The sequence below is a fragment of the Cruoricaptor ignavus genome (assembly GCF_900141665.1).
Taxonomy (GTDB): domain Bacteria; phylum Bacteroidota; class Bacteroidia; order Flavobacteriales; family Weeksellaceae; genus Cruoricaptor; species Cruoricaptor ignavus.
In genome coordinates this window covers 327,192-353,067 of record NZ_FQYI01000001.1, presented here as the reverse complement: position 1 = coordinate 353,067, position 25,876 = coordinate 327,192, and the positions used below count along the sequence as shown (strand labels likewise).

Annotated in this window: 27 protein-coding genes; 11 read left to right on the top strand and 16 right to left on the bottom strand. The window is 48.3% G+C overall.

Going from position 1 to position 25,876, the window contains the following annotated elements; all coding sequences use genetic code 11:
* Positions 1–42 precede the first annotated feature (42 nt).
* From BUB43_RS01795 to BUB43_RS01770, 6 genes are all read left to right on the top strand, one after another.
* On the top strand, positions 43–597 hold the full coding sequence (locus BUB43_RS01795; RefSeq protein ID WP_073177730.1) for a hypothetical protein: 555 nt from the start codon (positions 43–45) through the stop codon (positions 595–597).
* A 15-nt stretch (positions 598–612) separates the two neighbouring features.
* Positions 613–1,122 (top strand): acyl-CoA thioesterase, encoded by a 510-nt coding sequence (locus BUB43_RS01790; protein WP_073177728.1) that lies wholly within the window; start codon positions 613–615, stop codon positions 1,120–1,122.
* Positions 1,123–1,166: 44 nt separating this feature from the next.
* A complete protein-coding gene (locus BUB43_RS01785) occupies positions 1,167–2,123 on the top strand; it encodes a 2-hydroxyacid dehydrogenase (protein ID WP_073177726.1) in 957 nt (318 codons plus the stop codon).
* A 75-nt stretch (positions 2,124–2,198) separates the two neighbouring features.
* A complete protein-coding gene (locus tag BUB43_RS01780) occupies positions 2,199–3,458 on the top strand; it encodes a serine hydrolase domain-containing protein (protein ID WP_073177724.1) in 1,260 nt (419 codons plus the stop codon).
* 24 nt (positions 3,459–3,482) lie between these two features.
* A complete protein-coding gene (locus BUB43_RS01775; protein WP_073177723.1) occupies positions 3,483–5,117 on the top strand; it encodes an Ig-like domain-containing domain in 1,635 nt (544 codons plus the stop codon).
* Positions 5,098–5,559, top strand: coding sequence for a heme-binding domain-containing protein (locus tag BUB43_RS01770; RefSeq protein ID WP_317615151.1), 462 nt, complete (start codon positions 5,098–5,100; stop codon positions 5,557–5,559). The genes BUB43_RS01775 and BUB43_RS01770 overlap by 20 nt, the downstream gene beginning before the upstream one ends.
* On the opposite strand, the gene BUB43_RS01765 is transcribed toward BUB43_RS01770, so the two are convergent.
* The 5 genes from BUB43_RS01765 to BUB43_RS01745 all read right to left on the bottom strand — a co-directional run bounded on the left by BUB43_RS01765 (position 5,553) and on the right by BUB43_RS01745 (position 9,581).
* Positions 5,553–6,056 carry an NUDIX hydrolase gene (locus BUB43_RS01765; RefSeq protein ID WP_317615150.1) on the bottom strand — a complete coding sequence of 168 codons (504 nt, stop codon included), beginning with the start codon at positions 6,054–6,056 and terminating at the stop codon, positions 5,553–5,555. The two genes, BUB43_RS01770 and BUB43_RS01765, sit on opposite strands and share 7 nt — an antisense overlap.
* A gap of 5 nt (positions 6,057–6,061) precedes the next feature.
* A complete protein-coding gene (gene xerD, locus BUB43_RS01760) occupies positions 6,062–6,958 on the bottom strand; it encodes a site-specific tyrosine recombinase XerD (RefSeq protein ID WP_073177719.1) in 897 nt (298 codons plus the stop codon).
* Positions 6,955–7,386, bottom strand: a complete 432-nt coding sequence (locus tag BUB43_RS01755; protein ID WP_073177999.1) for a deoxycytidylate deaminase — start codon at positions 7,384–7,386, stop codon at positions 6,955–6,957. Before BUB43_RS01755 ends, xerD begins: the two co-directional genes overlap by 4 nt.
* Positions 7,387–7,475: 89 nt before the next feature.
* Positions 7,476–8,243, bottom strand: a complete 768-nt coding sequence (locus tag BUB43_RS01750; protein WP_073177717.1) for an enoyl-CoA hydratase/isomerase family protein — start codon at positions 8,241–8,243, stop codon at positions 7,476–7,478.
* A gap of 33 nt (positions 8,244–8,276) precedes the next feature.
* Complete coding sequence (locus BUB43_RS01745) at positions 8,277–9,581, bottom strand: catalase (RefSeq protein WP_073177716.1); 1,305 nt, start codon at positions 9,579–9,581, stop codon at positions 8,277–8,279.
* A 386-nt stretch (positions 9,582–9,967) separates the two neighbouring features.
* On the opposite strand from BUB43_RS01745, the gene metK reads away from it, so the two are divergent.
* From metK to BUB43_RS01720, 5 genes are all read left to right on the top strand, one after another.
* Entirely contained in the window at positions 9,968–11,245 is a 1,278-nt protein-coding gene (gene metK / locus BUB43_RS01735) for a methionine adenosyltransferase (RefSeq protein WP_073177712.1), read from the top strand.
* Between the two features lie 98 nt (positions 11,246–11,343).
* A complete protein-coding gene (locus BUB43_RS01730; protein WP_073177711.1) occupies positions 11,344–11,841 on the top strand; it encodes a hypothetical protein in 498 nt (165 codons plus the stop codon).
* Positions 11,842–11,995: 154 nt separating this feature from the next.
* On the top strand, positions 11,996–12,586 hold the full coding sequence (locus BUB43_RS01725; protein ID WP_073177709.1) for a sigma-70 family RNA polymerase sigma factor: 591 nt from the start codon (positions 11,996–11,998) through the stop codon (positions 12,584–12,586).
* Positions 12,587–12,634: 48 nt separating this feature from the next.
* Positions 12,635–12,769: a hypothetical protein gene (locus tag BUB43_RS11410; protein WP_260200445.1), complete on the top strand. Its 135-nt coding sequence runs from the start codon at positions 12,635–12,637 to the stop codon at positions 12,767–12,769.
* Between the two features lie 32 nt (positions 12,770–12,801).
* The gene (locus tag BUB43_RS01720) at positions 12,802–13,494 is read left to right on the top strand and encodes a YjjG family noncanonical pyrimidine nucleotidase (protein ID WP_073177997.1); all 693 of its coding nucleotides are present in this window, start codon (positions 12,802–12,804) and stop codon (positions 13,492–13,494) included.
* On the opposite strand, the gene trpS is transcribed toward BUB43_RS01720, so the two are convergent.
* The 11 genes from trpS to pncB form a co-directional block, all read right to left on the bottom strand.
* Positions 13,491–14,459 (bottom strand): tryptophan--tRNA ligase, encoded by a 969-nt coding sequence (gene trpS / locus BUB43_RS01715; RefSeq protein ID WP_073177707.1) that lies wholly within the window; start codon positions 14,457–14,459, stop codon positions 13,491–13,493. The two genes, BUB43_RS01720 and trpS, sit on opposite strands and share 4 nt — an antisense overlap.
* Positions 14,460–14,463: 4 nt before the next feature.
* Positions 14,464–14,814: a HepT-like ribonuclease domain-containing protein gene (locus tag BUB43_RS01710; protein ID WP_073177705.1), complete on the bottom strand. Its 351-nt coding sequence runs from the start codon at positions 14,812–14,814 to the stop codon at positions 14,464–14,466.
* Positions 14,807–15,106 carry a nucleotidyltransferase family protein gene (locus tag BUB43_RS01705; protein ID WP_073177704.1) on the bottom strand — a complete coding sequence of 100 codons (300 nt, stop codon included), beginning with the start codon at positions 15,104–15,106 and terminating at the stop codon, positions 14,807–14,809. The genes BUB43_RS01710 and BUB43_RS01705 overlap by 8 nt, the downstream gene beginning before the upstream one ends.
* A 20-nt stretch (positions 15,107–15,126) precedes the next feature.
* Positions 15,127–15,747 carry a lipoprotein signal peptidase gene (locus BUB43_RS01700; protein ID WP_073177702.1) on the bottom strand — a complete coding sequence of 207 codons (621 nt, stop codon included), beginning with the start codon at positions 15,745–15,747 and terminating at the stop codon, positions 15,127–15,129.
* A gap of 68 nt (positions 15,748–15,815) precedes the next feature.
* Complete coding sequence (locus BUB43_RS01695; RefSeq protein ID WP_073177700.1) at positions 15,816–16,196, bottom strand: TraR/DksA family transcriptional regulator; 381 nt, start codon at positions 16,194–16,196, stop codon at positions 15,816–15,818.
* 12 nt (positions 16,197–16,208) lie between these two features.
* Entirely contained in the window at positions 16,209–19,718 is a 3,510-nt protein-coding gene (gene ileS, locus BUB43_RS01690; protein ID WP_073177698.1) for an isoleucine--tRNA ligase, read from the bottom strand.
* A gap of 146 nt (positions 19,719–19,864) precedes the next feature.
* Positions 19,865–21,262, bottom strand: a complete 1,398-nt coding sequence (gene aspA / locus BUB43_RS01685; RefSeq protein ID WP_073177696.1) for an aspartate ammonia-lyase — start codon at positions 21,260–21,262, stop codon at positions 19,865–19,867.
* A gap of 83 nt (positions 21,263–21,345) precedes the next feature.
* Entirely contained in the window at positions 21,346–22,392 is a 1,047-nt protein-coding gene (gene ansB / locus BUB43_RS01680) for an L-asparaginase 2 (protein WP_073177694.1), read from the bottom strand.
* A 9-nt stretch (positions 22,393–22,401) separates the two neighbouring features.
* Entirely contained in the window at positions 22,402–23,172 is a 771-nt protein-coding gene (locus tag BUB43_RS01675; RefSeq protein ID WP_073177693.1) for a TrmH family RNA methyltransferase, read from the bottom strand.
* Positions 23,169–24,668 (bottom strand): DNA recombination protein RmuC, encoded by a 1,500-nt coding sequence (rmuC, locus tag BUB43_RS01670; RefSeq protein WP_073177691.1) that lies wholly within the window; start codon positions 24,666–24,668, stop codon positions 23,169–23,171. The genes BUB43_RS01675 and rmuC overlap by 4 nt, the downstream gene beginning before the upstream one ends.
* A 29-nt stretch (positions 24,669–24,697) precedes the next feature.
* Positions 24,698–25,870 (bottom strand): nicotinate phosphoribosyltransferase, encoded by a 1,173-nt coding sequence (gene pncB, locus BUB43_RS01665; RefSeq protein WP_073177689.1) that lies wholly within the window; start codon positions 25,868–25,870, stop codon positions 24,698–24,700.
* Positions 25,871–25,876: the final 6 nt, after the last annotated feature.

Sequence of the window (25,876 nt, the reverse complement as noted above, 5' to 3'; positions counted from 1 at the left end):
CCTATTTTGAAGGCTAACAAAATTCAGCTATTTTTGCCATCAATGAATTTGCCAGAAGATATTTTTGAATTTTTAAACGCAAACGGCCGCTGTGCTGTGCCGCGCTTCGGTACCTTTGTTTCAAGGCAAAACCCAGCAACCCTGCTGGAGGAAGATCAGGTGCTGAAACCTCCCGCTACTATCATTTCTTTTGAGGAAGGCGGGGATGCTTCAGCCGAATTCCTTCATTTTTTTGCTCAAAAAAATCATCTGGATATCACTGAAGCAGAAAGATTTCTGGCAAATGAAATCAATGCCTGGCTTTCTGCACTCGAAATGAACTCTCAACTGGATCTTGCGCCACTTGGCTCTTTCGCCGGGAGCTCTACGCCAGCCGCGGAAAACTTTCAGCCCTATCCCGCGGATAATTTTTTCGGGCTGGAGGAAATTCATCTTCCGAAAATAAACCCAAACTCAATCCCAAAAATACAAGGACCACCCGCCAGAATTCAAAAAAAACTCGGCTGGATGTGGTGGCTACTGATTGTTTTGTTGGTTTTAATTAATGCCTATTTTATCGGCTGCGAATATTTTGCATTAAGCCCTTTTTGGGAATAACTTACTTTTGAAGCCATGAATCCAAAAAAACCTTCTGAATCCCTTACGGTAATGACCAACATTGTACTGCCAAACGAAACCAATTCGTTTCACAACCTGTTTGGTGGTGAACTTCTGGCGCGTATGGACCGCTGCGCATCCATTTCTGCAACGCGCCACTGCAACAAAAATGTCGTGACCGCCTCGGTAAATCATGTCTCCTTTCACAAGCCGATCCCCCTTGGGGGCATCGTAATTGTGGAGTCCAAGGTCACGCGTGCGTTCTCCACCTCCATGGAGATTTATGTGGATGTCTGGCTGGACGATCCCATTCGCGGTGAACGGATTCACACCAATGAGGGCATCTATACCTTCGTGGCAATAGACGAGGACAAAAAACCTGCGCCGGTACCGCCCATAGAGCCCGAGAGCGAGCAGGAAAAAGAGCGGTACGAATCTGCCCAGCGCCGCAAAGAGCTGTCGCTCGTGCTTTCCGGGCGTATGAAGCCGGAAGATTCTGCCGAGCTGAGGAAGATTTTTGAGTAATTACCAATGCCAAGAAGTCAGCTAAAATCAGAAAAAAATAATTGATGAACTCCGGGAAAATTCTGCAGCTGGACAGGAATCATCCACTGATTGCCGAAGAGCTTTCGGCTCGGGGCTTTCAAATTTATGATGACTTTTCTTCAAACTATGACGAGGTTTTAAAAAAAATAAACGATTTTGACGGAATCATCATCCGCAGCAGAATTCCTCTGGATGAAAATTTTCTGGAAAATGCTCCCCACCTAAAATTCATCGCAAGGGTAGGTGCGGGGATGGAAAACATCGATACAGGTGCGGCAGGGCGGCTCGGCATCGCACTCCTGAACGCGCCCGAGGGCAACCGCGATGCCCTTGCCGAGCATGTCCTCGGTATGTTGCTCACGCTGATGAACAGGCTGATTATTTCCTCCAGCGAAGTAAAAAACGGCATCTGGCTACGGGAGGAAAACCGCGGCGAGGAGCTTTTGGGGAAAACTTTCGGAATCATAGGCTACGGAAATATGGGGAAGGCTACCGCGAAGCGGCTCTCGGGCTTTGGCTGCGAGGTGATTTTCCACGATATAGTTTCTGGGCTTGGAGATAGATTTGCCAAGCAGGTATCTCTGGAAGAGCTTCAGAATCAGGCGGATATCCTGAGCCTGCATATTCCGCTGAGTGCCGAGACGCGCTACCTGATAAATGAGGAATTTATACGAAAAATGCAGAAGCCTTTTTACTTCATCAATACTGCGAGGGGGGAGAATGTAAATACTGCAGACCTGGCATCCGGCATACAATCGGGAAAAATAAAGGGTGCCGCGCTCGATGTGCTGGAGTATGAAAAATCCTCCTTTGAAAACCTGAAAGCCGCGGACGAGAACCTCCAATTTCTCCTTGATTCCAAGAAAGTTATCATCACGCCGCACATCGCCGGCTGGACGCGCGAGAGCAAGGAAAAACTGGCAAAAGTCATAGTCGAAAAAATACTAAAACTCTATTCCGGCACCCTGGCAGGAGATTAATTTTAAGAAAATTTTAAAAGAATACAGTTTCGCCATTGCGACATTTTCCAGTAAATTGCTACCTTTTATTTCTGAATGAGAATCCGAAAGTTTCATTGGGTAATATTGATTTTTATAAGCCTGCTTTCCTGCAAAAAAAAAGAAGAACTGAGGAAAGAGCCGGTCAGCGCGGTGCCGGAGTACGGCGATTTCAGCGAGGTGGATTTCAGCAAAATTTTCTCGGAAAGAGACCGACAAATGCCCGACCGCCAGGCAAAGGTAGCGGAGCTGCAGGATTATTATAAATCCGTGTGGGAGGCGGGCGATCTTTGGGGAGGTATTCTGGTGGCGAAGGCAGATGTTGTTTTGCTGGAAGAGTACCGCGGCCACCGCTACGGGCCTAATACCGAGCCGATAGATGCCGAAACGCCGATGCACATAGCCTCCGTGAGCAAGCCGATGACAGCGGTGGTAGCGCTGAAACTGGTAGAAACCGGCAAACTCAGCCTGGAGGACAAGGTCACGAAATTCTTCCCAGAATTTCCGTATCCCGAAGTCACAGTTTTCACGCTGCTCAGCCAGCGGAGCGGCTTGCCGAAATACGAATATTTCATCGAAAAACTAAAGCCTGCGCCGGAGGAGCTCAGCAAAAAATTCCTTACCAACAGGGACATCCTGAATCTCCTCATCCGATACCAGCCGCCCCTGGCGCGGCCTACCGGCACGGGCTTTATGTACTGCAATACCAACTATGCGATGCTGGCGCTCATCATTGAAAAAATTACGAAAAAGCCTTTCCCAGAGGCTATGCAGATCATGCTATTCCAGCCGCTGAAAATGTCGCGCAGCTTCATTTTTATGGAAAAAGATTCCGCTACCGCCACACCGTCCTTCTACCCGAAAGGGCCGAAGCAGTTTGCGCTAGACCGGCTAGACCTTGTGTACGGAGATAAAAATGTCTATTCCACGCCGCGGGATCTGCTGCGGTTTTCCCAGGCAATGTTTTCCGAAAAATTTCTTAGGAAGGATCTGATGGATAGGATTTTCCAGCCGTACAGCACCGAAAAACCGGGGGTGAACAATTATGGGCTTGGCTTCCGCATGAAGATTTTTGATAATGGCGAAAAACTCACCTACCACAACGGCTGGTGGCACGGCAGCAACGCGGTGTTCGCGCATTTGCCGAAGAGCAAAGCCACCATCGTTGCCATTGGGAATAAATATTCCAGGAGGGTGTATTCTGCGCTGGCGATTTCCTCGATGTTTGAAGATTTTCCGCCGGAAGCAGACCGGCTGAGAAAAGAGCTGCACGCGAATCCCCAGCAGGCAGACAGTGCCGAAGTTTACTCCGAATAGCCTATTTTTGTGTAAATTTCTCAAATGAAGCGCTGGCTTTCTCTCATATTTTTCGCCCTGGTCCTCGGCAGTTGCGCCCGAGTGGGTTCGCCCGTGGGCGGTGCGAGGGATACCATAGCCCCGAAGTTTGTAAAGGCAAATATAGACTCCACACGAATAAATGTGCCTACCGATTTGCGCGAGCTGAGGCTGGAGTTTAATGAGCTCATCACGCTAAGGGACATTAGCCGAAACCTTACCATTACCCCGGAGATAAGGCACATTAAAAGGATACTGCCCAGCAACCTTGGCAACAGGTACATCCTAATCCGGTGGGAGGAGGATCTGCAGCCAAACACTACCTACAGTTTCAATTTTGGGAACGCCATTGCAGACCTGAACGAGGGGAACGCTCTACCGTATTTCAATTTTGCCTTTTCCACGGGGCCTGAGATTGATAACCTCTACATCAGCGGCGAGGTTTCCGACGCGATGAAGGGCAGCGGAGCCGAGCAGCGGGACCCGAAGAGCAATATTGTGGTGGGGCTTTACCCTGAAACGGCAGGCCGGGCAGATTTTACCAAAAAACCTTACTACATCACCAGGGCCGACCCAGACGGGTATTTCGAATTGTCTTACCTTGCGGAGGGGCGGTACCGAATTTTGGCTTTCAATGATGAAAATCAGAATTCCGCTTACGATGCCGGCAAGGAATCGGTGGCATTTCTGAAAAGCGGTTTTGATTTAAATGAAAATATTTCAGGGATGAAACTGAGCCTGATGCCCGTAAAAAAAAGGCTGAGGTTCTCCGAAGCGCGGGAGGTGCCTGGCGGTATCCTGATGCTTTTCGAGGGCGGGCCGGAGCAGGTGGAAATTTCCCCGGAAGATGAAAGGCTCACGGAATACAAAACCACGCACAGAACGAGATCCGACAGCGTGCGTATCTGGTTCGATGCGCAGGCACAGAACCTTGGGCAGGGCAAAAGTGAAAACATGAAATTCCGCTACAGGGCGGATACCCTTAGCGGCACGGCTTCCATTTTCTATCGGATGAGCCCTAAAAATGAGATGACGCTGCAGAGCTACAGCGGCGGCTCCATTCATCCGGAAAACAGTTTTGAAATCGTTTCCAATTATGAAATCCACGCCATTGATACCCAGAAATGGACGCTGAAAACAGACAGTATAAACCAGCAATTTACCGCCGAAATTTCTTCGGACAACCCCTTTAAAATTCTGGTAAAATCTCAGTTTGAGCCCTCTAGGCGGTGGCAGCTGGATATCCCGAAAGGAAGCGTGAGAAGCTATTACGAAAGCCCCGCCAGTTCTTATCGCTTTGAGTTTGAAACCGCCCGCCGCGAAGATTTCGGCACCATCACATTTCAACTGAAAAATGCGCCGGATTCGAAATTTTGGTTCCAGCTGCTGGATGAAAGATTTGAGCCAGTTTACTCCCAATTTACACAGGGAGGCTTGATAAAATTTTCCGCGCTGAAACCGGGGCGGTACACCGCGAGGATTTTGGTGGATAATGACGGTAACGGAGTGTACGATTATGCTGATTTTCAGTCGGGGACGCCTGCAGAAGATGTGTACATTTACAAAAAGCCAATTGAAATCCGCGCGCTTTGGGAAATGGTAGAAACCTGGGATTTGAGAAATGATGAAAAAACTTCTTGACATACTCTACTGGTCGCTGATTGTTTTTGCGCTCATTCAGTTCATCCCGGTAGACAGAACCAATAAGCCGGTGAAAAAAAGTGAAAATTTCATAGACCTGATGCAGACTCCGCCGGAAATCGCCGAGCTGCTGAAAAATTCCTGCTACGACTGCCACTCTAACGAGACCGTTTACCCCGACTATGCTTATGTAGCGCCAATTTCCTGGTCATTAAAAAATCACATCAATTCCGGCCGCCGCCACCTAAATTTTTCCGAGTGGGGCACTTACAATGATTACCTGAAGCAAAATATGCTTCAGAATTCCTCGGCAGACATTATCGAGAAGCGGATGCCGCTGCCGGGCTATGTGGCTCAGCATCCCGATGCGCGGCTCAGCGAGGCACAGAGCAAGCTGCTGGTCAGCTATTTCGACGGGCTGCTGAAGAGCGGCAACTACTGAGCAAGATATTCCCGGAAGAATTTTTTCTGGGATTCAAAGGCGATTTCTTCCGGCTTTATTTCAGATTTCTTTAGCCAGAGTACTTCTCCGATTTCTTCTTCGGCAAGGGTGAGATCCGGTTTCTCCGCGAGATTCAGCTCAAAGAAAATATCAAGCGTATTGTAGTCGATGCCTTTGTAATGATACACATTGTGCATAGTGCAGAGGATTTTAAAATCCCCCGGCGCGGCTTCTAGTTTCAGTTCCTCCCGCAGCTCCCTGGCGCAGGTTTCCTCAGCCGATTCCCCGGGGTCGGAGAAGCCCCCAGCCAGATCCAGCTTCCCCTTGCAGGGCTCCTGGTTTCTACGCGTCAGCAATATTTCCTCGCCGCACTTCACTACCACGGCCACTGCCGCCGCACAGTTGTGAAACAGAACAAAATCGCAATCCGGGCAGTCCCATTTTTTCTCGCCATCCCAGCGGAGGCTTTTTTTGCCGCATTGCGGACAGAATCTCATTTGCTTCATATTTTTTTATTTCTTGGGTGGCAGTTCAGGATCGCATCGCGCAGCTCCCTGGTCTGCAGGTGTGTGTAAATTTCTGTGGTGGTAATGCTGCTGTGGCCTAGCATTTCTTGGATAAACCGGAGGTCTGCGCCGTTCTGCAGCAGGTGCGTGGCGTAGGAGTGGCGGAAGGTGTGTGGCGAAATGTTCTTGCGGATGCCCGCCTGCGCGGCGAGATTTTTTATGATGATGAAAACCATATTTCTGGTGAGCGGTCGCCCGTTTCTGTTCAGGAAAAGGAAGTCTTCAAAATTTGCCTGAATGATGCCCGCTGCCCGTGCGCCGGTTTTGTAAGCGGTAATGACTTCTGCCGTGAAATCGGCAAGCGGCACCAGCCGGATTTTGGAACCCTTGCCCAGCACGCGGATGTAGTTTTCTTTAAAATTGATGTCTGAAATTTTCAGATTTACCAGCTCGGAGACGCGCAATCCGCAGCCGTAGAGTACCTCCACTATGCAGCGGTTCCGCTCGCCAGTGGGCTCGCTCCGGTCTATGGCGGCGATCATTTTTTCTATTTCGTTAAAGCTGAGCGTATCGGGCAGATACTTGCCGAGCTTAGGCGTTTCCAGCAGGGCGGAGGGATTGTCACTGCGGAAATCCTCCTCCAGCATCCATTTAAAAAAGGTTTTCACCGAGGAAATCCAGCGTGCCTGCGTCCTCTCGCCGAGGCCCTCCCGGCTGAGCCTGTACAGTATCTCCTGCAGCTGCTCGTAGCTGAGGGTTTCGGGCGAGGTGTCTTCAGCGAGATTTTTCAGTTTAACGACATCGCGGCGGTAGGCGGCGACGGTGTTTTGAGAAAGATTTCGCTCGAACTTCAGGTAGTTTTCAAAATCAGAAATACTATCATCCCACCTCATATTTCGTCGCTCATCAGTTGTATTTGCGGGATTTGCAATACCTCCACGCCCCGATCTTTCAGGAAGGCAATACCGCTGCAATCCGAGTAATCATCGATGTAGACAAGCCTTCGGATGCCCGCCTGCAGCACGAGTTTGCTGCACTCTCGGCACGGCGAAAGAGTGAGGTAGAGAGTGGCACCTTCTGCAGACTGTGTGGACTTAGCCAGTTTCAGGATCGCGTTGGCTTCAGCGTGAAGCACATACCAATGGGTATTTCCGCTTTCATCCTCGCACTCATTTTCGAAGCCTGAAGGCGTCCCGTTGTACCCATCGGAGATGATCATCCTATCTTTCACGATGAGCGCGCCTACTTTTTTCCTCTGGCAATAGGAAAGTTTCGCCCATTCCTGAGCCATTTTCAGATATGCTTTGTCGAATTTTGTAATGGTCAATTTTTAATATTTACTTCGGGATTTCGCCCAGGAGCAGATTGCCCAGAAAAGCCTCTCCTGAAGAATGAGTTCTTCGTCCATTACTAAAATTCCGGCTTCCTTTTTTCCAAAAATGCAGCCACGCCCTCTTTCTTGTCATCCATTTCGAAAAGTTCGCCAAAGGATTTTATTTCCCGTTCAAAACCTTCTGGGCCGTCCGAAAGGTTTACGGCTTCGATGGCTTTGGCAATAGCCATCGGTGAATTTTTCGTGATGGTTTCCGCGAGTTCTTTGGCTTTTGGCAGAAGATCCTCCGCAGAAAATACTTCATTTACCAGGCCAATTTCCTTCGCTCTTTCGGCAGAAATCATTTTCGCGGAAAAAATCATTTCGTTTGCAAGCCCTTTGCCCACCAGCCTCGGCAGCCTTTGCGTGCCGCCATAGCCAGGAATTAACCCAAGGGTAACTTCTGGCAGGCCGAGTTTCGCATTCTGCGAAGCGTAGCGGATGTGGCAGCTCATCGCCAGTTCCAGCCCGCCGCCCAGCGCGAAACCGTTTACCGCCGCAATCACTGGTTTTTTCAGATTTTCGATTTTGTTAAAAAGGCTTTCGTGCCCTTTTCTGGAAAGTTCGGTGGCCTTTTCTTCGCCAAAATCACTGAATTCCTTGATGTCCGCTCCCGCGACGAAGGATTTTTCTCCCGCCCCTGTCAGGATGATGGCGCGCACATCCGCATCATTTCCAAGTTCCTCAAATGCTTCGCTGAGTTCCCGGATGGTCGCGGCATTCAGTGCATTCAGTGCCTGCGGCCGGGTGATGGTGACTGTGGCGATTCTTCCATCTTTTTCTGTGATGATATTTTCGAAATTCATTTTTTTTGAAATTTAATGTTTGATAAAATTAAGCTAAAAACCCGCGTGGCTCATCATATTCATATCAATATTGATACCCAGCCCGGTTGAAATCTTCATCCCGAGCTCCACATTTGCGCGGAAAAAGTGGCACAGTTGCCGGAAAATAATATCATTTTTACGCGGGGAGGAGATTTCTATCATACTTTTCACAATGTTCTCGGCAAGCCTGCTGCGTTCCTCATCCGTTTTCAGGGCCTTGGTATAGAATAAGCCGCACTGGGTGTAGGGATCTTGCGGATAGGAAACCGTTTCGTACTGCGAGAAATCTCCGAGGATATGGGGGTTGCTGCTCTGTGGCTGCGCAGCCTGCGTGCCCAGCCTGTAGCGCTGCGCGTCTCGGTAGGCAAAGAGGCGCGCCTGAAGATTTCTGTCCGGGGAGATCCCGATACCGTCGATGAGATTGGTAGGGGAGAATGCGGCTTTCTCCACTTCCTCGAAATAATTTTTTGGCAGGCTGCTCAGTTCCAGTTCGCCAAGCTCGGCAAGCGGGAAATCCCCGTGCGGCCATACCCTTGTCGGGTCAAAAGGGTTCCAGTCCAGCGCGTGTGCCTGCTCTGGCGTCATTATTTGCGCATACATTTTCCACTTCGGGAAATTCCCCGAGGATACATCATCCACCAGCGACTGCGCAAAATTCAGCCTGCCGGGATTTTCCTCTTCGGAATTCCTTATGCCCTGCCGGGTTTTCAGGTGAAATTTCACCCAGAAAATTTCCTCATTTTCATTAACGAAGGAAAAAGTATTCACCCCGAAGCCATCCATATTGCCATATCCCGCCGGGATCCCCCGCCCGGAAAAAAGCATCAGCAGCAGGTGCAGCGTCTCCGGATTCTGCGAAAAAAACTCCCAGGCCGCGGCGCGGTTCTCCGTATTCGTTTCGGGATTCTTCTTCAGCACATGCACCAGGGTTTTAAACTTCCCCGGATCTTCCACGAAGCTCACAGGGAAATTCTGCCCCGCAAGATCCCACACGCCGCCCTCCGGCATAAATTTCACTGCGAATCCACGCACATCCCGCACCCCGTCCGGCGTGCCTTTCTCATTGAAAAAAGAAGAAAATCTCGCGAAAATCCGGCAGCTGTTCCCAGCTTTGGAAAAAAGTTCCGCCCTTGTGTAGCGAGACAGGTCCGCCGAGGTGATGAATGTGCCGTACGCCCCCGCCCCCCCGGCGAATACCACGCGCTCCGGGATGCGCTCCCGTACGAAGCCCGCAAGCTCCTCCTGCAGCAGGAAATCGCTCATTACCGGTTTTGGCTGCTCCGTGCGCGCCTTGTTCCGTATATTATTACCCTCCATGGCGGTATTTTTTAGTTTCAGAAATCAAATTTACTTTAAAATTTTTACAACTTCGATGGGCATCCCCGCGTTCGGCAATAATTTGGGCGCCATTTCCGGCTATCCGCTCCTACTCCTCGTATCGCCGCTCCGCTTCGCTCCGCGGCTCCCTGCGGGGTATCCGCTGCTATCCGGGGCGCGCGCATCGGCCCACACCTGCCAAAAATCATAAAGGAGACTTTTCAGATTAAAAAAAAGAAACTACCTTTGCCGCTATAAAACCCCGAGGAAAAATTTGACTGCTTGCAACCTCGCAAAAAAATGCTAAAACAGATTCTCTATTTTAGTTTCTTTTGTAGTTGCGCAGTTAAATCCACGCGGGGCAAATTTTAAAAACAAAAGAAATTATGTCCTACCTATTCACATCAGAATCCGTATCCGAAGGGCATCCGGACAAAGTAGCAGACCAGATCTCCGACGCGCTGATTGACAACTTCCTGGCCTTCGACCCGCAGTCCAAAGTGGCTTGCGAAACCCTCGTCACCACCGGGCAGGTAGTGCTCGCCGGCGAAGTAAAGTCCGAAACCTACCTGGATGTGCAGTCCATCGCACGCAAAGTCATTAATGATATTGGCTACACCAAGGGCGAATATATGTTCAGCGGCGATTCCTGCGGCATCATCTCCGCCATCCACGAGCAGTCCGGAGACATCAATCAGGGCGTGGACCGCGCCTCCGAGGACGATGATTTTGAAACCAAGGCCGAGAAGCAGGGCGCCGGCGACCAGGGGATGATGTTCGGCTACGCTACTAGCGAGACGGAAAACTATCTGCCCCTTGCGCTGGACCTAGCCCACGAGTTGATGTACGAACTCGCCAACCTTCGCAAAAACGGCACCATACCTTACCTCCGCCCGGATGCCAAGGCGCAGGTGACCATAGAGTATTCCGATGATCATAAACCGCAGCGCATCGATACCATCGTGGTATCCACGCAGCACGACGAGTTCGCCAGCGAGGGCGCAATGCTGGAAAAAATTAAAAGTGACATTATCAACATTCTCATCCCTGCGGTGCGCGCTCGCCAGAAGCCGGAAATCGCCAGGCTTTTTACAAACGAAATCACTTACCACATCAACCCGACCGGCAAGTTTGTAATTGGCGGCCCGCATGGGGACACGGGGCTCACTGGTCGTAAAATCATTGTGGATACCTACGGCGGTAAGGGGGCGCACGGCGGAGGTGCATTCTCCGGAAAAGACCCCTCCAAGGTGGACAGGAGTGCGGCATACGCCATGCGCCACATCGCGAAAAACCTGGTAGCCGCAGGCGTGGCAGATGAGGTGCTGGTGCAAGTGTCTTATGCCATCGGGGTTTCGCAGCCGTGCGGCCTCTTTGTGGATACCTACGGCACCGCCAAAGTAGAGCTTACCGACGGGGAGATTGCGGAGAAAATCAATGCGCTTTTCGACCTTCGGCCTTATGCTATCGAGCAAAATCTGAAGCTTCGCAACCCAATCTATCAGGTGACGGCGGCGTACGGCCACATGGGGCGCGAGCATAAGGTGGAGACCAAAACCTTCACCAAGCCGGACGGGACATCCAGAACTATTGAAAATCTGGAATTTTTCACATGGGAGAAGCTGGACAGGGTGGATGATATTAAAAAGGCCTTCGGAATTTAATAGAATTCCTTGGTATAGGTATAGGTTGAAAACCGTTTCTCTGGAGGCGGTTTTTTATTTTAAGATAAGTTTTAAATTTACGCCCAGATTTTAAATAGATGAAAAAGCTGATTGCCGTATTTTTTTTCCTTATCAATTTTTCCTTGTATGCCCAGGTTCGTTCGCGGGAGCCGCTTACGATGCATAAATTTGTGCATATCGGCTATGTGTATCAGAACAGCGGGTTCGGCGAGGTAGGGGGGCGCATTCTGTTGCTGCGCCATGATGATGTTGCATTCCGTGTGGGGGCGGCAGCGCTTATGGGGTCTTCCAATTCGGAATTCGCCATTATGCCGAAGGCGCAGGCAGATGTGCTGTTTAACTTCCGGAGGAATGTGGATTTCTACCATTCCTGGTATTTCCTCGCAGGCGCGGAGGCTACGGATAAATATATCGCGCCGAAGGCGGGCTTCAATATTGCCGGTATGCTGGACATCACCGGCGGGTATGGCTTTGCCTATAAAAATCAGACCCTGAAGGGCAAGAAACTGGAGGGCCTGAACATCGGCCTTACGCTGAATATGCCGATACCTTTGCTGGTGGATTTGTTTAAATAATTGGGGAATGTTGTTTAATAAATTTCAACAGTTCCTGGAAAATTTTATATTTGCACCGAAACCTTTACTAAAAGAAAACATATTCAGTAAAACTACAGATTAACCCGTGCGCTTATGGCAGTTGCAGAATTGCTGCACGATAATTCTGTGTTTTATGATTTCAGATCCCGACAGTCAGCTGATCCTGCAGTATCAGGCTGGCAGTGAAGTAGCGCTCGCCAGCCTCATATGCCGCCATAAAGACGAACTTTTCAGCTTTATATTAAAAAAAGTGAGAGATGAGGAGCTGGCAAATGACCTGTTTCAGGATACCTTTGTGAAAATCATCATTACCCTGAAAGAAGGCAGATACCGCGAGGAGGGGAAATTTATCATCTGGGCGAAGCGCGTGGCGTACAACCTGATTATCGACCATTACAGGCTGAAAACCAAGCAGCAACACATTTCCGAAACCACCTATGAAAATGAGGATTTCTCGATTTTCGATCTGCTGAAAGAGCCTTCCGAAAGCATCGAAGAAATTTTGGTGAAGCAGCAGATTAATGAAGATTTGCATAAAATAATTGCCTATCTTCCTGAAAATCAGAGGGAAGTAATTAGGCTGCGGTTTTTCGACGGGTTGAGCTTCAAGGAAATCGCCGAGCAAACCGACGCAAGCATCAACACAACTTTGGGCAGGGTGCGCTACGCACTGATGAACCTGCGGAAAATAATGAAAGAGCATTCCGTGACGCTCACGAAATAATATTCCTCGGTTTTCTTCGTTTTAGGTTTAAACCTAAATATCTCGCGAATGAAGAAAATCGACGCTTTAAGTGTGAAGGCTGCAATGCCGAAGCCTGAAACCATCCGATTTTTACTGAATTATTCCCAAAGCCTTGCGGCGATTAAAACTGCGAAAGGTAGGGTGGTAGTCTGTAAAAATTGAAGCCTGAAAACGGAATTGCTTACATTTGTGCTGTGGAAATTCAGCACATTTTTTTTGACCTTGATAATACTTTGTGGGATTATCGCCGAAATGCCTATCTTGCTTTAAATCAGATATTTACACGGGAAAGGATTCAGGATTTGTACGGGATTTCGTTTGAAGAATTTCATCGGGAATATTACACCGTGAACGAAAATCTTTGGGCGAAAATCCGTGATAAGGAAATTGACAAGGCGTACCTTCGGAAGCACCGTTTCTACGATACTTTCCTGTTTTTCGGGATTGACGATTTAGGCTTGTCTCAGTTTTTCGAAAATACCTTTCTCTCAGAAATTCTGAATTTCAACGAATTGGTAGAAGGTGCGGCAGAAATTTTGGAATACCTGATGAATAAAGGCTTCACGATGCATATCCTGTCCAACGGCTTTGGTGAAGAAACGCTGAGAAAGTGCGAGAATTCTGGCATTGGTAAATTTTTCAGCACGATAACTTCTGCCGATGATATTGGCATCAGGAAACCGCAGCCTGAAATTTATGCCCACGCTTTAAACAAGGCTAATGCATTGAAAACCAATTCGATAATGATAGGTGATGATTGGATTGCCGATATTGAAGGTGCACTGGCCTTTGGAATTCGCGCAATTTTCTTCGACCGTTTTAATGATGATTTCGATTCGGATATTCCGACTATCAAAAAATTGGAAGAGCTGAAAAATTTCTTCTAAACCCCCAATCTTTCCCGAACCCTTGCCAAAGTTTCCTGTGCGATTGGCCGCGTTTTTTCGGCACCGTGCTTTAGTTTTTCTTCAAGCTCGGCAGGATTTTCGATGAAATAATTGAATGTTTCGCGCTCTTTGGAAAATTTATCCAAAATCAAATTCAGCAGCTCGGTTTTTGCGTGGCCGTAGCCAAAGTTTCCTGCAAGATATTTTTTGCGCAAAACCTCAGTCTGTATTTCATCAGCAACCAAGGAATAAATCGAGAAAACTTTGCAGGTGTCCGGATTTTTCGGTTCTTCCAGCGGTGTAGAATCCGTCTCTATGGACATTATCTGCTTCTTCAGCTGCTTTTCTGGCAGGAAAATATTGATGATGTTGCCGCGCGATTTCGACATTTTTTGTCCGTCAGTTCCCGGCACATATTTCGTGCTTTCTTCCAGCTCAGCCTTTGGCAGCACGAAGGTCTCGCCCATCTGATGATTGAATCTTCCGCCCATATCCCTTGCCATTTCCAGATGCTGCAGCTGATCTTTTCCCACTGGAACAATTTCCGCATCGTACAGCAGGATGTCTGCCGCCATCAAAACTGGATAGCTGAAAAGCCCGGCGTTCACATCATCCAGCCTGTCGGCTTTGTCTTTGAAAGAATGAGCCAGCGTGAGCCTTTGGTACGGGAAAAAGCAGGAGAGATACCAGTACAGCTCGCAAACTTCCGGGATGTCGCTTTGCCGGTAGAAGTGCGTTTTTTCCGTATCCAGTCCGAAAGCCAGCCAGGCAGCCGCAATTTGTTGCGTATTTTGGCGAAGTTCATCCGCGTTTTTGATTTGCGTGAGGGTATGCAGGTTGGCAATGAACAGGAAGGATTCGTTGTCTGGGTTTTTGGAAAGCTCGATGGCAGGGATGATTGCGCCGAGCAAATTCCCGAGATGCGGTGTGCCTGTTGCCTGAATTCCGGTGAGAATGCGTGCCATTTTTTTATTGGTGATGGTTAATGAGTTGTTCTACTTCGCCCTGTAATTTAGGCAAATGATGAGTTATTACGGACCAGATAATTTCGTCTGAAATACTGTCGTAAGCGTGGATTACCAAGTTTCTCAAGCTGATTATCGAACGAGATTCCGGGATTTGCTCAGTGACAGAACAGTCTTTTTTCAAAATCCTGTTCATTGCTTCACCTATAATTTCCAAATCCCTTTCCACCGCCCTTTTCAGCATTGTATTTTGCTGATATTCAAAGAAATCCTTTGGCCTGTTTTCAAAATAAGAATTAATTTCCAGAATGGAATTTTGGATGTCGTGAAGATATTTCAGCACAGCTTCATCCATAAATTTTTACTTTTGAGCGGTCAATATTTTTGCGGAAAATAGGGTTTTTTATGCTCTGCTCTTCTACCAAATCCACAGCTCTGCCGGAAATGTTTTCAAGATTTTCCTTTAGCGAAAGATAATTCCGGAAATAATGCTGCAAATCAATAGGCAGAAATTTTACCAGAAAATCTATGTCGCTTTCATCATTAAAATTATCATTGAGCGCCGAGCCAAAAAGGTAGAGTGCTTCCACATTGTGATCTCGGCAAAGCGTACGGATTTGTTTTTCTGTTAAATTCAGCCCTTCCATCGTTTCAAAGGTAAGGAATTCTAAAAATCCAGTCCGTTTGGAAAGGCTTTCTTCCTGAAAATCAGCAGCAAAGCAACGCCGATGGTTATCGCAGAATCCGCCACATTAAAGATGTATTTGAAAAATTCGATGCGCGTATTGCCGATTTGCGTATCTACCAGTGGAAAATGCAGCATATCCACCACGCAGCCTTTCATAAATGCCGAATAGCCTTTGCCAAAAGGCACAAGGTTCGAAATACCGCCGTAATCGATCCAGCGGCCGAGCTCTTCATCGTACACGGTGCCGCTGTCGAAAATCATACCGTAGAACATCCCGTCAATCAGGTTGCCAATGGCTCCGGCGAAAATCATCGCCATCGGTATCAGCAGGAAATTCGTGGTGCGGCCTTCCTTCAGCCATTTTCTGAAAAGGTAAACCATTCCACCAATCAGGAAAATGCGGATGATTACCAGCAGGTATTTGCCAAGTAGGCCGCCGAAATGAAAGCCGTACGCCATACCAGGATTTTCTACGAAAGTGAGCTTGAAGCCCGGGAAAACATCCACGCTTTCGCCAAGGTAGAAATGCGTTTTCACATAGATTTTCGATGCCTGATCTATCAGCAGAATCAACAGCGTAATGAGTGTGATTTTCTTCAAGGTTCTTCTTAAATTTTTAAAAATTCCCGCTTACGAAGCGGAAGTTTCACGGCATTTTCGGTTAAAAACTAGCGCTGCATATTTTTCGCCTCGATGCTTAGCGTAGCGTGCGGAACAGCGCGCAGCCTTTCCTTCGGGATCAGTTTGCCCGTCACTCTGCAAATGCCGTAGGTCTTGTTTTCGATGCGGATTAAGGCGTGCTTCAAATCACGGATGAATTTTTCCTGCCGCCCTGCCAAAATTGCATTCTGCTCTTTGCTCAGCGTTTCCGCACCTTCTTCAAACGCCTTGAAAGTCGGCGAAGTATCATCGGTGCCGTTGTTCTGGTCGTTGATGAAACTTTCATTAATCCGCGCCAAATCCTTCTCTGCCTTTTCGATTTTTGCCTGAATCAGCTCACGGAATTCCTTCAGATCCTTATCGCTGTATCTCGCTCTTTCTTCCGTCATTTTTCGTATTTTTTAAATTTTACTAATTTTTATTGTGAATTTCTCATCGTCAATTTCCAGATTTTCACCATCTAAAATTTCTGGGATGAAGTTCATTTTTTCTGCCAGAACTTCACCGGAAATATAGCCTTCGTTCAATTCCAGTTCCTTGCGGAAATGCATATTTTCTTCCAGGGAAATCTCAATCCTATCCGTTACCTCAAAGCCTTTGTCCTTGCGTAAATTCTGGATTCTGTTGATGAATTCCCGTGCAATTCCTTCGGCTTTCAGTTCATCGGTAATGGTCAAATCCAGAGCTACGGTCACTCTTCCTTCGCTGGTAACAGTCCAGCCAGGAATGTCTTTCGTGGTGATTTCCACATCATCCAAACCAATCTCATAACCGCCGATTTCCATCGTTCCTGATTTTTCGAATTCCGTAATTTTTTGAGAATTTAATGAAGAAATCTCATTTGCCACGGTTTTCATATCCTTGCCCAGTCTTGCACCTAGAGCTTTGAAGTTCGGCTTAATTTGTTTAACAATCAAATTCGCCGCTTCATCACCGTCGATCAGCTGGATTTCCTTCACATTCACTTCCTGTTTAATGAGTTCTGCCACGGCCAGAATCTGCGCTTCCGTAATTTTGTCCAAAACAGGAATCATCACCTTTTGCAATGGCTGCCGAACCTTGATGTTTTCCTTTTTCCTTAATGAAAACACCATAGATGTGATCTGCTGTGCAAGCCGTGTTTTTTCCACCAAATTTTGATCGATAAGTGCCTCATTTATAGCAGGGAAGTCCGTAAGGTGCACGGATTCTGCCGCATCTTTTTTGGTGATGGAATTCAAATCCTGATAGAGCGTATCCATAAAAAACGGTGCAACTGGGGCAGAGAGTTTTGCCACGGTTTCCAGGCAGGTGTAGAGCGTTTGGTACGCGGAAATTTTGTCCTCGGAATAATCGCCCTTCCAGAATCTGCGCCTGCAAAGCCTTACATACCAGTTACTTAGGTTGTCGTTCACAAAGGTGGAAATCGCCCTCGTTGCTTTTGTAGGCTCGTAATCTTCGTAAAATTCCTTCACATCACGCGCCAAAATATTCAGCTCGGAAAGGATCCACCTGTCAATTTCAGGGCGGTTTTCGATGTCTTTTTCTTCATATTTAAAGCCGTCAACATTGGCATAGAGCGCAAAGAACGAGTAGGTGTTGTAAAGCGTGCCGAAGAATTTGCGGCGCACCTCATCTATGCCTTCCAGGTCGAATTTCAGGTTTTCCCAAGGGTTGGCGTTGGAAATCATATACCACCTCGTAGCATCCGGCCCAAATTTTTCCAGCGTTTCAAAAGGGTCAATGGCGTTGCCCAAGCGCTTGGACATCTTCTGTCCGTTTTTGTCGAGCACTAATCCGTTGGAAACCACATTTTTATAAGCCACCGAATCGAAAACCGCAGTTGCGATGGCGTGCAGCGTGTAAAACCAGCCCCTCGTCTGATCCACACCTTCGGCTATAAAATCCGCAGGGTAGGCTTTTCTTTCGTCTATAAGTTCCTGATTTTCAAAAGGATAGTGAAGCTGTGCATACGGCATCGCACCGGAATCAAACCACACATCTATCAAATCGCTTTCCCGCTTCATCGGCTCTCCGGAATCGGAAACCAGCGTAATTTCGTCCACGATGTTTTTATGCAAATCGATTTTTGCATAATTCTCATCGGACATATTTCCCGGCTCAAAACCTCTGAACGGATTTTCCGCCATAAAGCCTGCCGCCACAGATTTCTCGATTTCCTGGTAAAGTTCTTCTGCAGAGCCTATCACTTTTTCTTCCTGCTTTTTCCCGGATGAAGCGTCCGTTCTCCAGACAGGCAGCGGAATTCCCCAGTATCTTGAGCGTGAGAGATTCCAGTCGTTCACATTCTCCAGCCAGTTTCCGAAGCGGCCTTCCCCGGTAGATTTCGGCTTCCAGTTGATTTCTTTGTTAAGCTCTACTAGCCTGTCTTTCACGGCGGTCATCTTCACAAACCACGAATCCAAAGGGTAGTAAAGTACCGGCTTATCCGTCCTCCAGCAGTGCGGATAGGAGTGCGAATATTTCTCAACTTTGAAGGCCTTGTTCTGCTCCTTTAGCAAAATCGCAAGCCGAACATCCCAGGATTTTTCCGGTGCTTCGCCTTCGTCGTAATATTCGTTTTTAATGTATTTTCCAGCAAATTCTTCGGGAACATTTTCACCCTCGATGAACCTGCCCTGCAAATCAACCAACGGAACCAGGTTGCCATGCTCATCTTTCACGAGCATCGGTGGAATGCCGTTTTCCTTGGCAACCCTTGCGTCATCCGCACCGAAAGTAGGCGCAATGTGCACGATGCCTGTACCATCATCCGTAGTCACGAAATCTCCGGTAATTACGCGGAAAGCCTTTTCTGCACCTTCATCCGGCGCAAACCAAGGAATCAGTTGCTCATAAGTTGTGCCCTCCAAATCGCTGCCTTTGAATTCGGCGAGAATTTGATAAGGGATGCTTTTGTCTTCCGCCTTGAATTGGATAAAGGCTTCGTTGTTTTCAGCTTCGTGATATTTTTTGCCGAAATTTTTCTGGAGAAGAACCTTCGCCAAAATGAGGTTTACCGGCTCAAAAGTATATTGGTTGAAAGTTTTAACCAGTACATAATCAATATCTTTCCCGACGGCAAGTGCCGTGTTGGAAGGCAAAGTCCAAGGCGTTGTCGTCCACGCTAAAATGTGGATGTCTTGTGTCTCGTATCCTGTATCTTGGCTCTCGTTATCAAACTCTTCCCAATGCAAAGCACCGCCACAAGTTGCTCCTGAAATTTCCTGAGAATCAAAGCTTCCAGCATCCAGCTTCTTGCGCAAAGCATCCGACATTTCACGGATTTTAAACTGCGCCACAACGGTCGTATCGCTTACATCTCGGTAAGTTCCCGGCTGATTGAGCTCGTGCGAAGAAAGTCCTGTGCCAGCCTTCGGTGAATACGGCTGAATCGTGTAACCTTTGTAAAGCAGCCCCTTTTGGTAGAGCTGCTTCAGAAGCCACCACACCGATTCCATATACTTCGGCTCATAGGTGATGTACGGATTTTCCAAATCCACCCAATAGCCGATTTTCCGTGTCAAATCGTTCCAGACATCGGTGTAGCGCATCACGGCGTTGCGGCAGGCATCGTTGTAATCTGCCACAGAAATTTTTTTGCCGATGTCTTCCTTCGTGATGCCAAGCTCCTTTTCCACGCCAAGCTCCACGGGCAAACCGTGCGTGTCCCAGCCTGCTTTCCGGAAAACCTGCTTTCCATTCTGAGTTTGGAAGCGGCAGAAAATATCCTTTATCGAGCGTGCCATCACATGGTGAATTCCAGGAAGGCCATTGGCAGAAGGCGGCCCTTCGTAGAACACGAATTCCTGCTTTCCCGCACGGTTTTCCACCGATTTTTTGAAGGTATCGTTCTTATCCCAGAACTTGGCGATGCGGCTTGCTACCGCATTCAGGTCCAGGCTTTTATACTCTGCAAACTTCGTCTCCATCCTGCAAATCTTGCGAAAATTAAAGTTTGCGAATATAATGAAAATTTGTCTTAAAACGACACTTGTAAAGGAACTTGCTCCGTGCTTTTTTAAATAAAAATCCCAGCCGTTCGGCAGGGATTGGTAAAAAAACGAGTCGCCTGTGATTACACATGCGGCACCAGCATATTAGCCGGGTCAAGGATTTCATCGAGTTTTGCCTGAGGAATCAGGTCATACTTCAGCACGAGGTCATAAACGGAAGCCCCTGTTTCCAATGCTTCTTTAGCGATTTTCGTGCTGTTTTTGTAGCCGATATGCGGATTGAGCGCCGTCACGATGCCGATGCTATTTTTCACCATATTATAGCATACCTCGCGGTTGGCGGTGATTCCGTCGATGCATTTTTCCTTCAAAGTGTCCATTGCGCGGGTTAAGAAAGTGATATTTTCCACGATTGACTGGCACATCACGGGTTCCATCACATTCAGCTGAAGCTGGCCCGCTTCTGAGGCAAAAGTGACGGTGAGATCATTCCCAATCACCTTAAAGCATACCTGGTTCACGACTTCCGGAATCACCGGATTTACCTTGCCGGGCATAATGGAGGATCCCGGCTGCATCGGCGGCAGATTAATTTCATTCAGCCCGGCGCGCGGCCCGGAGGAGAGAAGCCTCAGGTCGTTACAAATTTTCGAGAGTTTTACTGCGAGCCTCTTCAGCGCAGAGGAGTAGATGACATAAGCGCCTGTATCCGGCGTGGCTTCCACCAGGTTCGGTGCGGAGAAAAACTCCCAACCCGTGATTTTTGCTAAATTCTCGGCGCATTGGCGCGCATATCTCGGGTGCGCATTCAGCCCGGTGCCTATGGCGGTACCGCCCATATTGATTTCCAGGAAGAGGTGGGCATTGTTGTTTAGGCGCATGATTTCTTCTTCAAGCGTAGCAGCAAATGCTTCAAACTCCTGCCCCAGAGTCATCGGCACGGCATCCTGCAGCTGGGTGCGCCCCATCTTTATCACATCTGAAAACTCCTTGCCTTTTGCGCGGAATGCCTGTATCAGCAGGTCGAGATGCTTTACCAGCTCTTTGTTCATATTGAGCATTGCCAGGCGGAAGGTGGTAGGGTAGGCATCGTTGGTAGATTGCGATAGGTTCACATGATCGTTGGGGGAGCAGTACTGGTACTCACCTTTGCTGTGGCCAAGGATCTCCAGCGCGCGGTTGGCGATTACCTCGTTGGCATTCATATTTACAGAAGTTCCCGCGCCGCCCTGTATCATATCCACAGGGAACTGGTCGTGCATCTTACCGCTGATGATTTCTTCGCAAGCCGCGGAGATTGCCCCTGTGAGCTCGTCGCTTAGGAGCCCCAGCTCGTTATTGGTTTTTGCTGCGGCAAGTTTTACAAAGGCTATGGCGTTCACGAAGTCTTTATAGTCGCCCATCTTGGTCCCGGAAATACGGAAATTTTCTAGGGCGCGCTGCGTCTGTACGCCGTAGTACGCGCTGGAAGGGACTTTCAATTCACCCAGAAGGTCAGATTCTATTCTGAAACTATCCATTATGCTTTATGATTTAGTTTAGCAAAGATATTCCATTTTTCCATAGGAATTTCGGTAGGAGAGACCGGCAGGAAAGCAATGCATTAGTATTCATTAAAATACCTTTGGATCGCCTGCCAGTCTTTGGTCCTGGTAAGGGCGAGCATTAGCAGCACCCGCGCTTTCTGCGGGTTGAGGTTTTGCGCAGCCACGAAGTGGTATTTGGCATCGTCCACCTCGGCTTCAAGCGTCGTTGCGCCGGTAGGTACGCGGGAAGAGCGCACAATCTGTATGCCCTTCTGCTGTGCTTCCGCGGCGAGTTCAAAGTTGGTGCGGTAAAGATTCCCGTTGCCCACCCCCGCAAGCAAAATCCCGTCGAATTTTGCGTCGATGAACGCCCTCATTGGCAGCTCGGAAGCGTTGGAATAGCCGTAAACGATGCCAACCCTCGGGAGTTTTTTTAAATTTTCCACATTAAATCCCGACTGCCAGGTGTGCCTGTTCTCCACATTTCTGCCATAGTACGGGATGCCGTTGCGGATGTGTGCCAGCGGCCCGAAATTCGCCCCCTGAAAGGTCTCTACCGCCACGGTGCTTGTTTTTATCACATCCTTGGCATCCAGCACCAGGTCGTTCATTACCACTAAAACTCCGCGCCCCTGCGAGGCTCCGTTCCCTGCCACGCTTACGGCATTGTAGAGGTTCCTCGGGCCGTCTGCGCTCATCGCTGTGGAAGGCCTCATTGCGCCTACCATCACCACCGGTTTTTTGCTGTGCACGGTCAGGTTCAGGAAGTAGGCAGTCTCCTCCATAGTGTCGGTGCCGTGGGTGATCACTACGCCATCGTAGCCCTCCTTGTTGAGGAGTTCGTTGCAGCGTTTCGCGAGGCTTAGCCAAACCTCATCATTCATATCCTGAGAGCCGATGTTCGCGATTTGTTCACCGCTGACATCAGCAATATTTTTTAGCTCCGGCACCGCCTGGAGGAGGGTGTAAATGCCGAGCTCACCGGCCTTGTAGCTGGTCTCCGTAGCCGATTTGCTCACCCCGGCGATGGTGCCCCCCGTGGCGAGGATGCGGATTTTCGGCTTCTGCCCGAAAACAAGGACGGAAAACACCGCTGTGATGATGAAAAAAATAAGTTTTTTCATTAAGGATGTTTATTTCGTAATTTTTTGCCGTAAAATTTCATAATTCGTAATTGCAACGGCATTGCTTAGATTTAAAGAATCGATAGTTCCTGCCATAGGTATTAAAACATTCTCAGCCTTGCCTTTCCAGAAATCCGAAATTCCGGAATGCTCGGTTCCGAAAATCACCGCTGATTTTTTCGTGAGATTTTTCCGCTGAATTTCTTCTGCCGTTTCATCCATATAGGTTGAGAAAATGTTGAAATTGTTTTTGTTCAAAAATTCAAAAACCGCTGAACTTTCTGCCGAGAAAAAATTCATCCCAAACAAACAGCCAACGCTTGAACGAATCACATTTGGGTTGTAAAAATCCGATTTTGTATCAGTTACAATTAATGCATCTATTCCAAAAGCTTCACAACTTCTGAGAATAGCACCCAGGTTTCCAGGTTTTTCCGCGCCTTCTACAATTATGATGGCTGAGTTTTCTTCCGGCTGAAAGTCTTCCAGTAGATTTTCTTTTTCATTGTAAATTCCAATGATGCCTTCCGAGCTTCCGCGGTAAGCGATTTTCTCATATACCTTTTCGGAAACGAAATTTATTTTTCCTTCCGGAATTTTTCCATCAAAAATTTTTTCACAAATGAAAAACTCTACAGGTTGAAAATCAAACCGCAAAGCGCGCTCGTTTTCCTGCCTGCCCTCTACCACGAAAGTTCCCGATTTCTTGCGAAAACGATTGTCCGAGGAAAGCCGCACCAAATGCTTCACCTTCTCATTCTGAAGACTTTCGATCGTCATACTTCGCCGCTGTTTTCAGGGAATAAATTGTCCCCGTTTTCTGGAAGTTCCAGATTGGCCCTTTCCACAATGGCTTCCGGCAGATTCTTTTTCGCCGACGCACCCAGCGATTTTACTCTTTGTGCAGAAGTCACGAGGTTGCCTCTTCCGGTGGAAAGTTTCTTCATCGCCGTTTCGTAATCGCTTTTCGTCTCATCCAGCCTTCGCCCGATTTTCAGCAAATCCTGCACGAAACCTTCGAATTTATCGTACATTGCGCCGGCAACTCTCGCAATTTCTTCGGCATTATCCTTCTGGTCAGAGCGTTTCCAAACATCGGAAATTAGCTTCAGGTAAGCGATTAAATTCGTAGGGCTCAGCAGGATGATGTGCTTTTGGTAGGCGTAGTTCCAAAGGTTCGTATCGTGCTGCACCGCCGAAAGAAACGCCGGCTCAATCGGGATGAACATTATCGTGAAATCCAGCGATTGCTTCAGGTTGTCGTAGCGCTTTGTGGCCAGCGTATCGATGTGCCTTTTCACCGCAGCGGTATGCAGCGCCAGGTTTTGCAGCCGCTGTTCCTCATTTTCCGCGGAACACATCCGTTCATAAGCATTCAGCGAAACTTTGGAATCGATGACTACAATTTGCTCGCCGGGAAGTTTCAGGATGAAATCCGGGCGCTGCGTTTCGCCGTCCTCATTCGTAATGGTGTGCTGCGCGAAATATTCCCTGCCCTTTGTCAGCCCGGAATCTTCCAGAATTCGCTCCAGAATCATTTCGCCCCAGTCACCCTGCGTTTTCGTTTGGCCTTTCAGCGCGGCGGCCAGGTTGTTCGCTTCCTGAGAAACTTTGTTCGTCTGCTCCATCATCAGCTTGATGGTGTTGTTCAGCGAAAATCTTTCGCGGGATTCATTTTTGTAAACCTCATCCACCTGCTTTTTAAAGTTCTCGATGTTCTCGCCAAGCGGCTTCAGCAGGATATCCAGGTTTTGTTTATTGCTTTCCGTGAAGCGTTTCGTTTTCTCCTCCAGAATTTCGTTCGCAAGGTTTTTAAACTCATTTTTCGCCGCCTCGTGGATTTTCTTCAGCTCCTCTTTCTGCTCGGCAAGGCTGCGTTCCAGATTTTTGTTAATGGCCTCCAGCTCAGAGTTTTTCGCGTGATAATCCTGCCCGCTTTTTTGCAGCGACGCAATTTCCTCGCTCTGTTTTGTGTTAAGATTTTTCTGCTCAGAAAGTTGAGAATTCAGAGAGGAATGCTCCGCAGAAATTCGTGCGAAATCATTTTTCAGCTGGGAAAGAATTTCGGTCTGTTCGCGGTTTGTTTTCCGCTCATTATCAATCAGTTGGCTCAGTTCATCATTTTTCTTGCAGGAATTATCAAAATCCGACTGGCTTTTGATAAAATTAGCATTCAGTTCCTCGTGCACCTTCCTTGAAACCGACTGAGATTTCCCGATGAAATACGCCAAAACCGCACCCACCAAAAACGCCAAAGCGATATACAAAATTTCCATATTTCAAAAATAGGAAAAAGGCTTCAATTTCAGATTCTCAGAAACTCTTTTGCTAGCTCTATCATTTTCGGGTCTCCGGTATATTTGCCTTTCTCGTCACTCAGTTTTACAGTCGGTATCCAGTCGCCGTTTTGCGCCATCACGCCGGTGAGCTTCATTACAATGTTCATCGGCTTCAGGCCCACATCATTGGTGAGGTTGGTGCCGATGCCGAAGGAGATCCCGATTTTCCCACTGCAGTAATTGGTGATTTCCTCCACCTTTTCCAGATTCAGCCCGTCTGAAAAAATGATGTATTTGTACAAAGGATTGATGCCGAGCTTCTCATAGTGTGCGATGGTTTTGTCCGCAAATTCCAGTGGATCTCCGCTGTCGTGCCGAACGCCGTCGAAAAGTTTCGCAAATTTCTTGTCGAACTGCCGGAAGAAAACATCCGTGGTATAGGTGTCCGAGAGTGCCACGCCCAGATCGCCGCGGTACACATCTACCCAGTGCTCCAGCGAGAGGGCGTTTGCCATTTTAAAGCCGAACTGCGCCGCGTGAAACATAAACCACTCGTGCGCGTGGGTGCCTATGGGTTTTATGCCGTACTTCATCGCCAGGTGCACATTGGAGCTGCCGATGAATTTAGAATTATGGCTTTTGATGAGGGAGTCCACCACCAAGTCGTGCACCTTGTAGGAGTGCCTGCGTCGCGTACCAAATTCCGCGAAGGACACCCCGAGCTCGTTCAGCTTTTCGGCTTTCCTCATGGTGGTCTGCACCACGGATTCATTGGAGTCCCTCTCCAGGTGGTTCATCTCATAATGCAGCTCCGAAATAAGCGAAAGCAGCGGTACCTCCCATAGGATGGTGCGGTACCACAGGCCCTCTACGGATACCTCCAGCTCTGCCCCGTTCTGCGTGATTTTCACCTCATCCGGGTCGTATCGGTAGCCCTCCAGAAAGTCGATGTACGGCAGCTTGATGTACGGGCAGGTGCGCTGCAGCCACGCCTTCTCCTCGCGGGTGAGGCCCAGCCCCGCCATAGCCTCCACGATCTTGCGGAGCTCATCGGCGAAGCCATCCGGGAAGCTGTGGCGCCCGCGGTTGATAAAGGAATACTTCACCCGCTCGCTCGGGAACATCTGCACCACGGCGCACTGCATCGTGATTTTGTAAAAATCGTTATCAAGTATCGAATTCAGAGGAATGCTTGACATATATTT

Bases quoted from the DNA above. Each gene is read 5' to 3' on its own strand.
- BUB43_RS01795 (WP_073177730.1), top strand. From the start codon at position 43: ATGAATTTGCCAGAAGATATTTTTGAATTTTTAAACGCAAACGGCCGC.
- BUB43_RS01790 (WP_073177728.1), top strand. From the start codon at position 613: ATGAATCCAAAAAAACCTTCTGAATCCCTTACGGTAATGACCAACATT.
- BUB43_RS01785 (WP_073177726.1), top strand. From the start codon at position 1,167: ATGAACTCCGGGAAAATTCTGCAGCTGGACAGGAATCATCCACTGATT.
- BUB43_RS01780 (WP_073177724.1), top strand. From the start codon at position 2,199: ATGAGAATCCGAAAGTTTCATTGGGTAATATTGATTTTTATAAGCCTG.
- BUB43_RS01775 (WP_073177723.1), top strand. From the start codon at position 3,483: ATGAAGCGCTGGCTTTCTCTCATATTTTTCGCCCTGGTCCTCGGCAGT.
- BUB43_RS01770 (WP_317615151.1), top strand. From the start codon at position 5,098: ATGATGAAAAAACTTCTTGACATACTCTACTGGTCGCTGATTGTTTTT.
- BUB43_RS01765 (WP_317615150.1), bottom strand. From the start codon at position 6,056: ATGAGATTCTGTCCGCAATGCGGCAAAAAAAGCCTCCGCTGGGATGGC.
- xerD (WP_073177719.1), bottom strand. From the start codon at position 6,958: ATGAGGTGGGATGATAGTATTTCTGATTTTGAAAACTACCTGAAGTTC.
- BUB43_RS01750 (WP_073177717.1), bottom strand. From the start codon at position 8,243: ATGAATTTCGAAAATATCATCACAGAAAAAGATGGAAGAATCGCCACA.
- BUB43_RS01745 (WP_073177716.1), bottom strand. From the start codon at position 9,581: ATGGAGGGTAATAATATACGGAACAAGGCGCGCACGGAGCAGCCAAAA.
- metK (WP_073177712.1), top strand. From the start codon at position 9,968: ATGTCCTACCTATTCACATCAGAATCCGTATCCGAAGGGCATCCGGAC.
- BUB43_RS01730 (WP_073177711.1), top strand. From the start codon at position 11,344: ATGAAAAAGCTGATTGCCGTATTTTTTTTCCTTATCAATTTTTCCTTG.
- BUB43_RS01725 (WP_073177709.1), top strand. From the start codon at position 11,996: ATGATTTCAGATCCCGACAGTCAGCTGATCCTGCAGTATCAGGCTGGC.
- BUB43_RS11410 (WP_260200445.1), top strand. From the start codon at position 12,635: ATGAAGAAAATCGACGCTTTAAGTGTGAAGGCTGCAATGCCGAAGCCT.
- trpS (WP_073177707.1), bottom strand. From the start codon at position 14,459: ATGGCACGCATTCTCACCGGAATTCAGGCAACAGGCACACCGCATCTC.
- BUB43_RS01710 (WP_073177705.1), bottom strand. From the start codon at position 14,814: ATGGATGAAGCTGTGCTGAAATATCTTCACGACATCCAAAATTCCATT.
- BUB43_RS01705 (WP_073177704.1), bottom strand. From the start codon at position 15,106: ATGGAAGGGCTGAATTTAACAGAAAAACAAATCCGTACGCTTTGCCGA.
- BUB43_RS01695 (WP_073177700.1), bottom strand. From the start codon at position 16,196: ATGACGGAAGAAAGAGCGAGATACAGCGATAAGGATCTGAAGGAATTC.
- ileS (WP_073177698.1), bottom strand. From the start codon at position 19,718: ATGGAGACGAAGTTTGCAGAGTATAAAAGCCTGGACCTGAATGCGGTA.
- aspA (WP_073177696.1), bottom strand. From the start codon at position 21,262: ATGGATAGTTTCAGAATAGAATCTGACCTTCTGGGTGAATTGAAAGTC.
- ansB (WP_073177694.1), bottom strand. From the start codon at position 22,392: ATGAAAAAACTTATTTTTTTCATCATCACAGCGGTGTTTTCCGTCCTT.
- BUB43_RS01675 (WP_073177693.1), bottom strand. From the start codon at position 23,172: ATGACGATCGAAAGTCTTCAGAATGAGAAGGTGAAGCATTTGGTGCGG.
- rmuC (WP_073177691.1), bottom strand. From the start codon at position 24,668: ATGGAAATTTTGTATATCGCTTTGGCGTTTTTGGTGGGTGCGGTTTTG.
- pncB (WP_073177689.1), bottom strand. From the start codon at position 25,870: ATGTCAAGCATTCCTCTGAATTCGATACTTGATAACGATTTTTACAAA.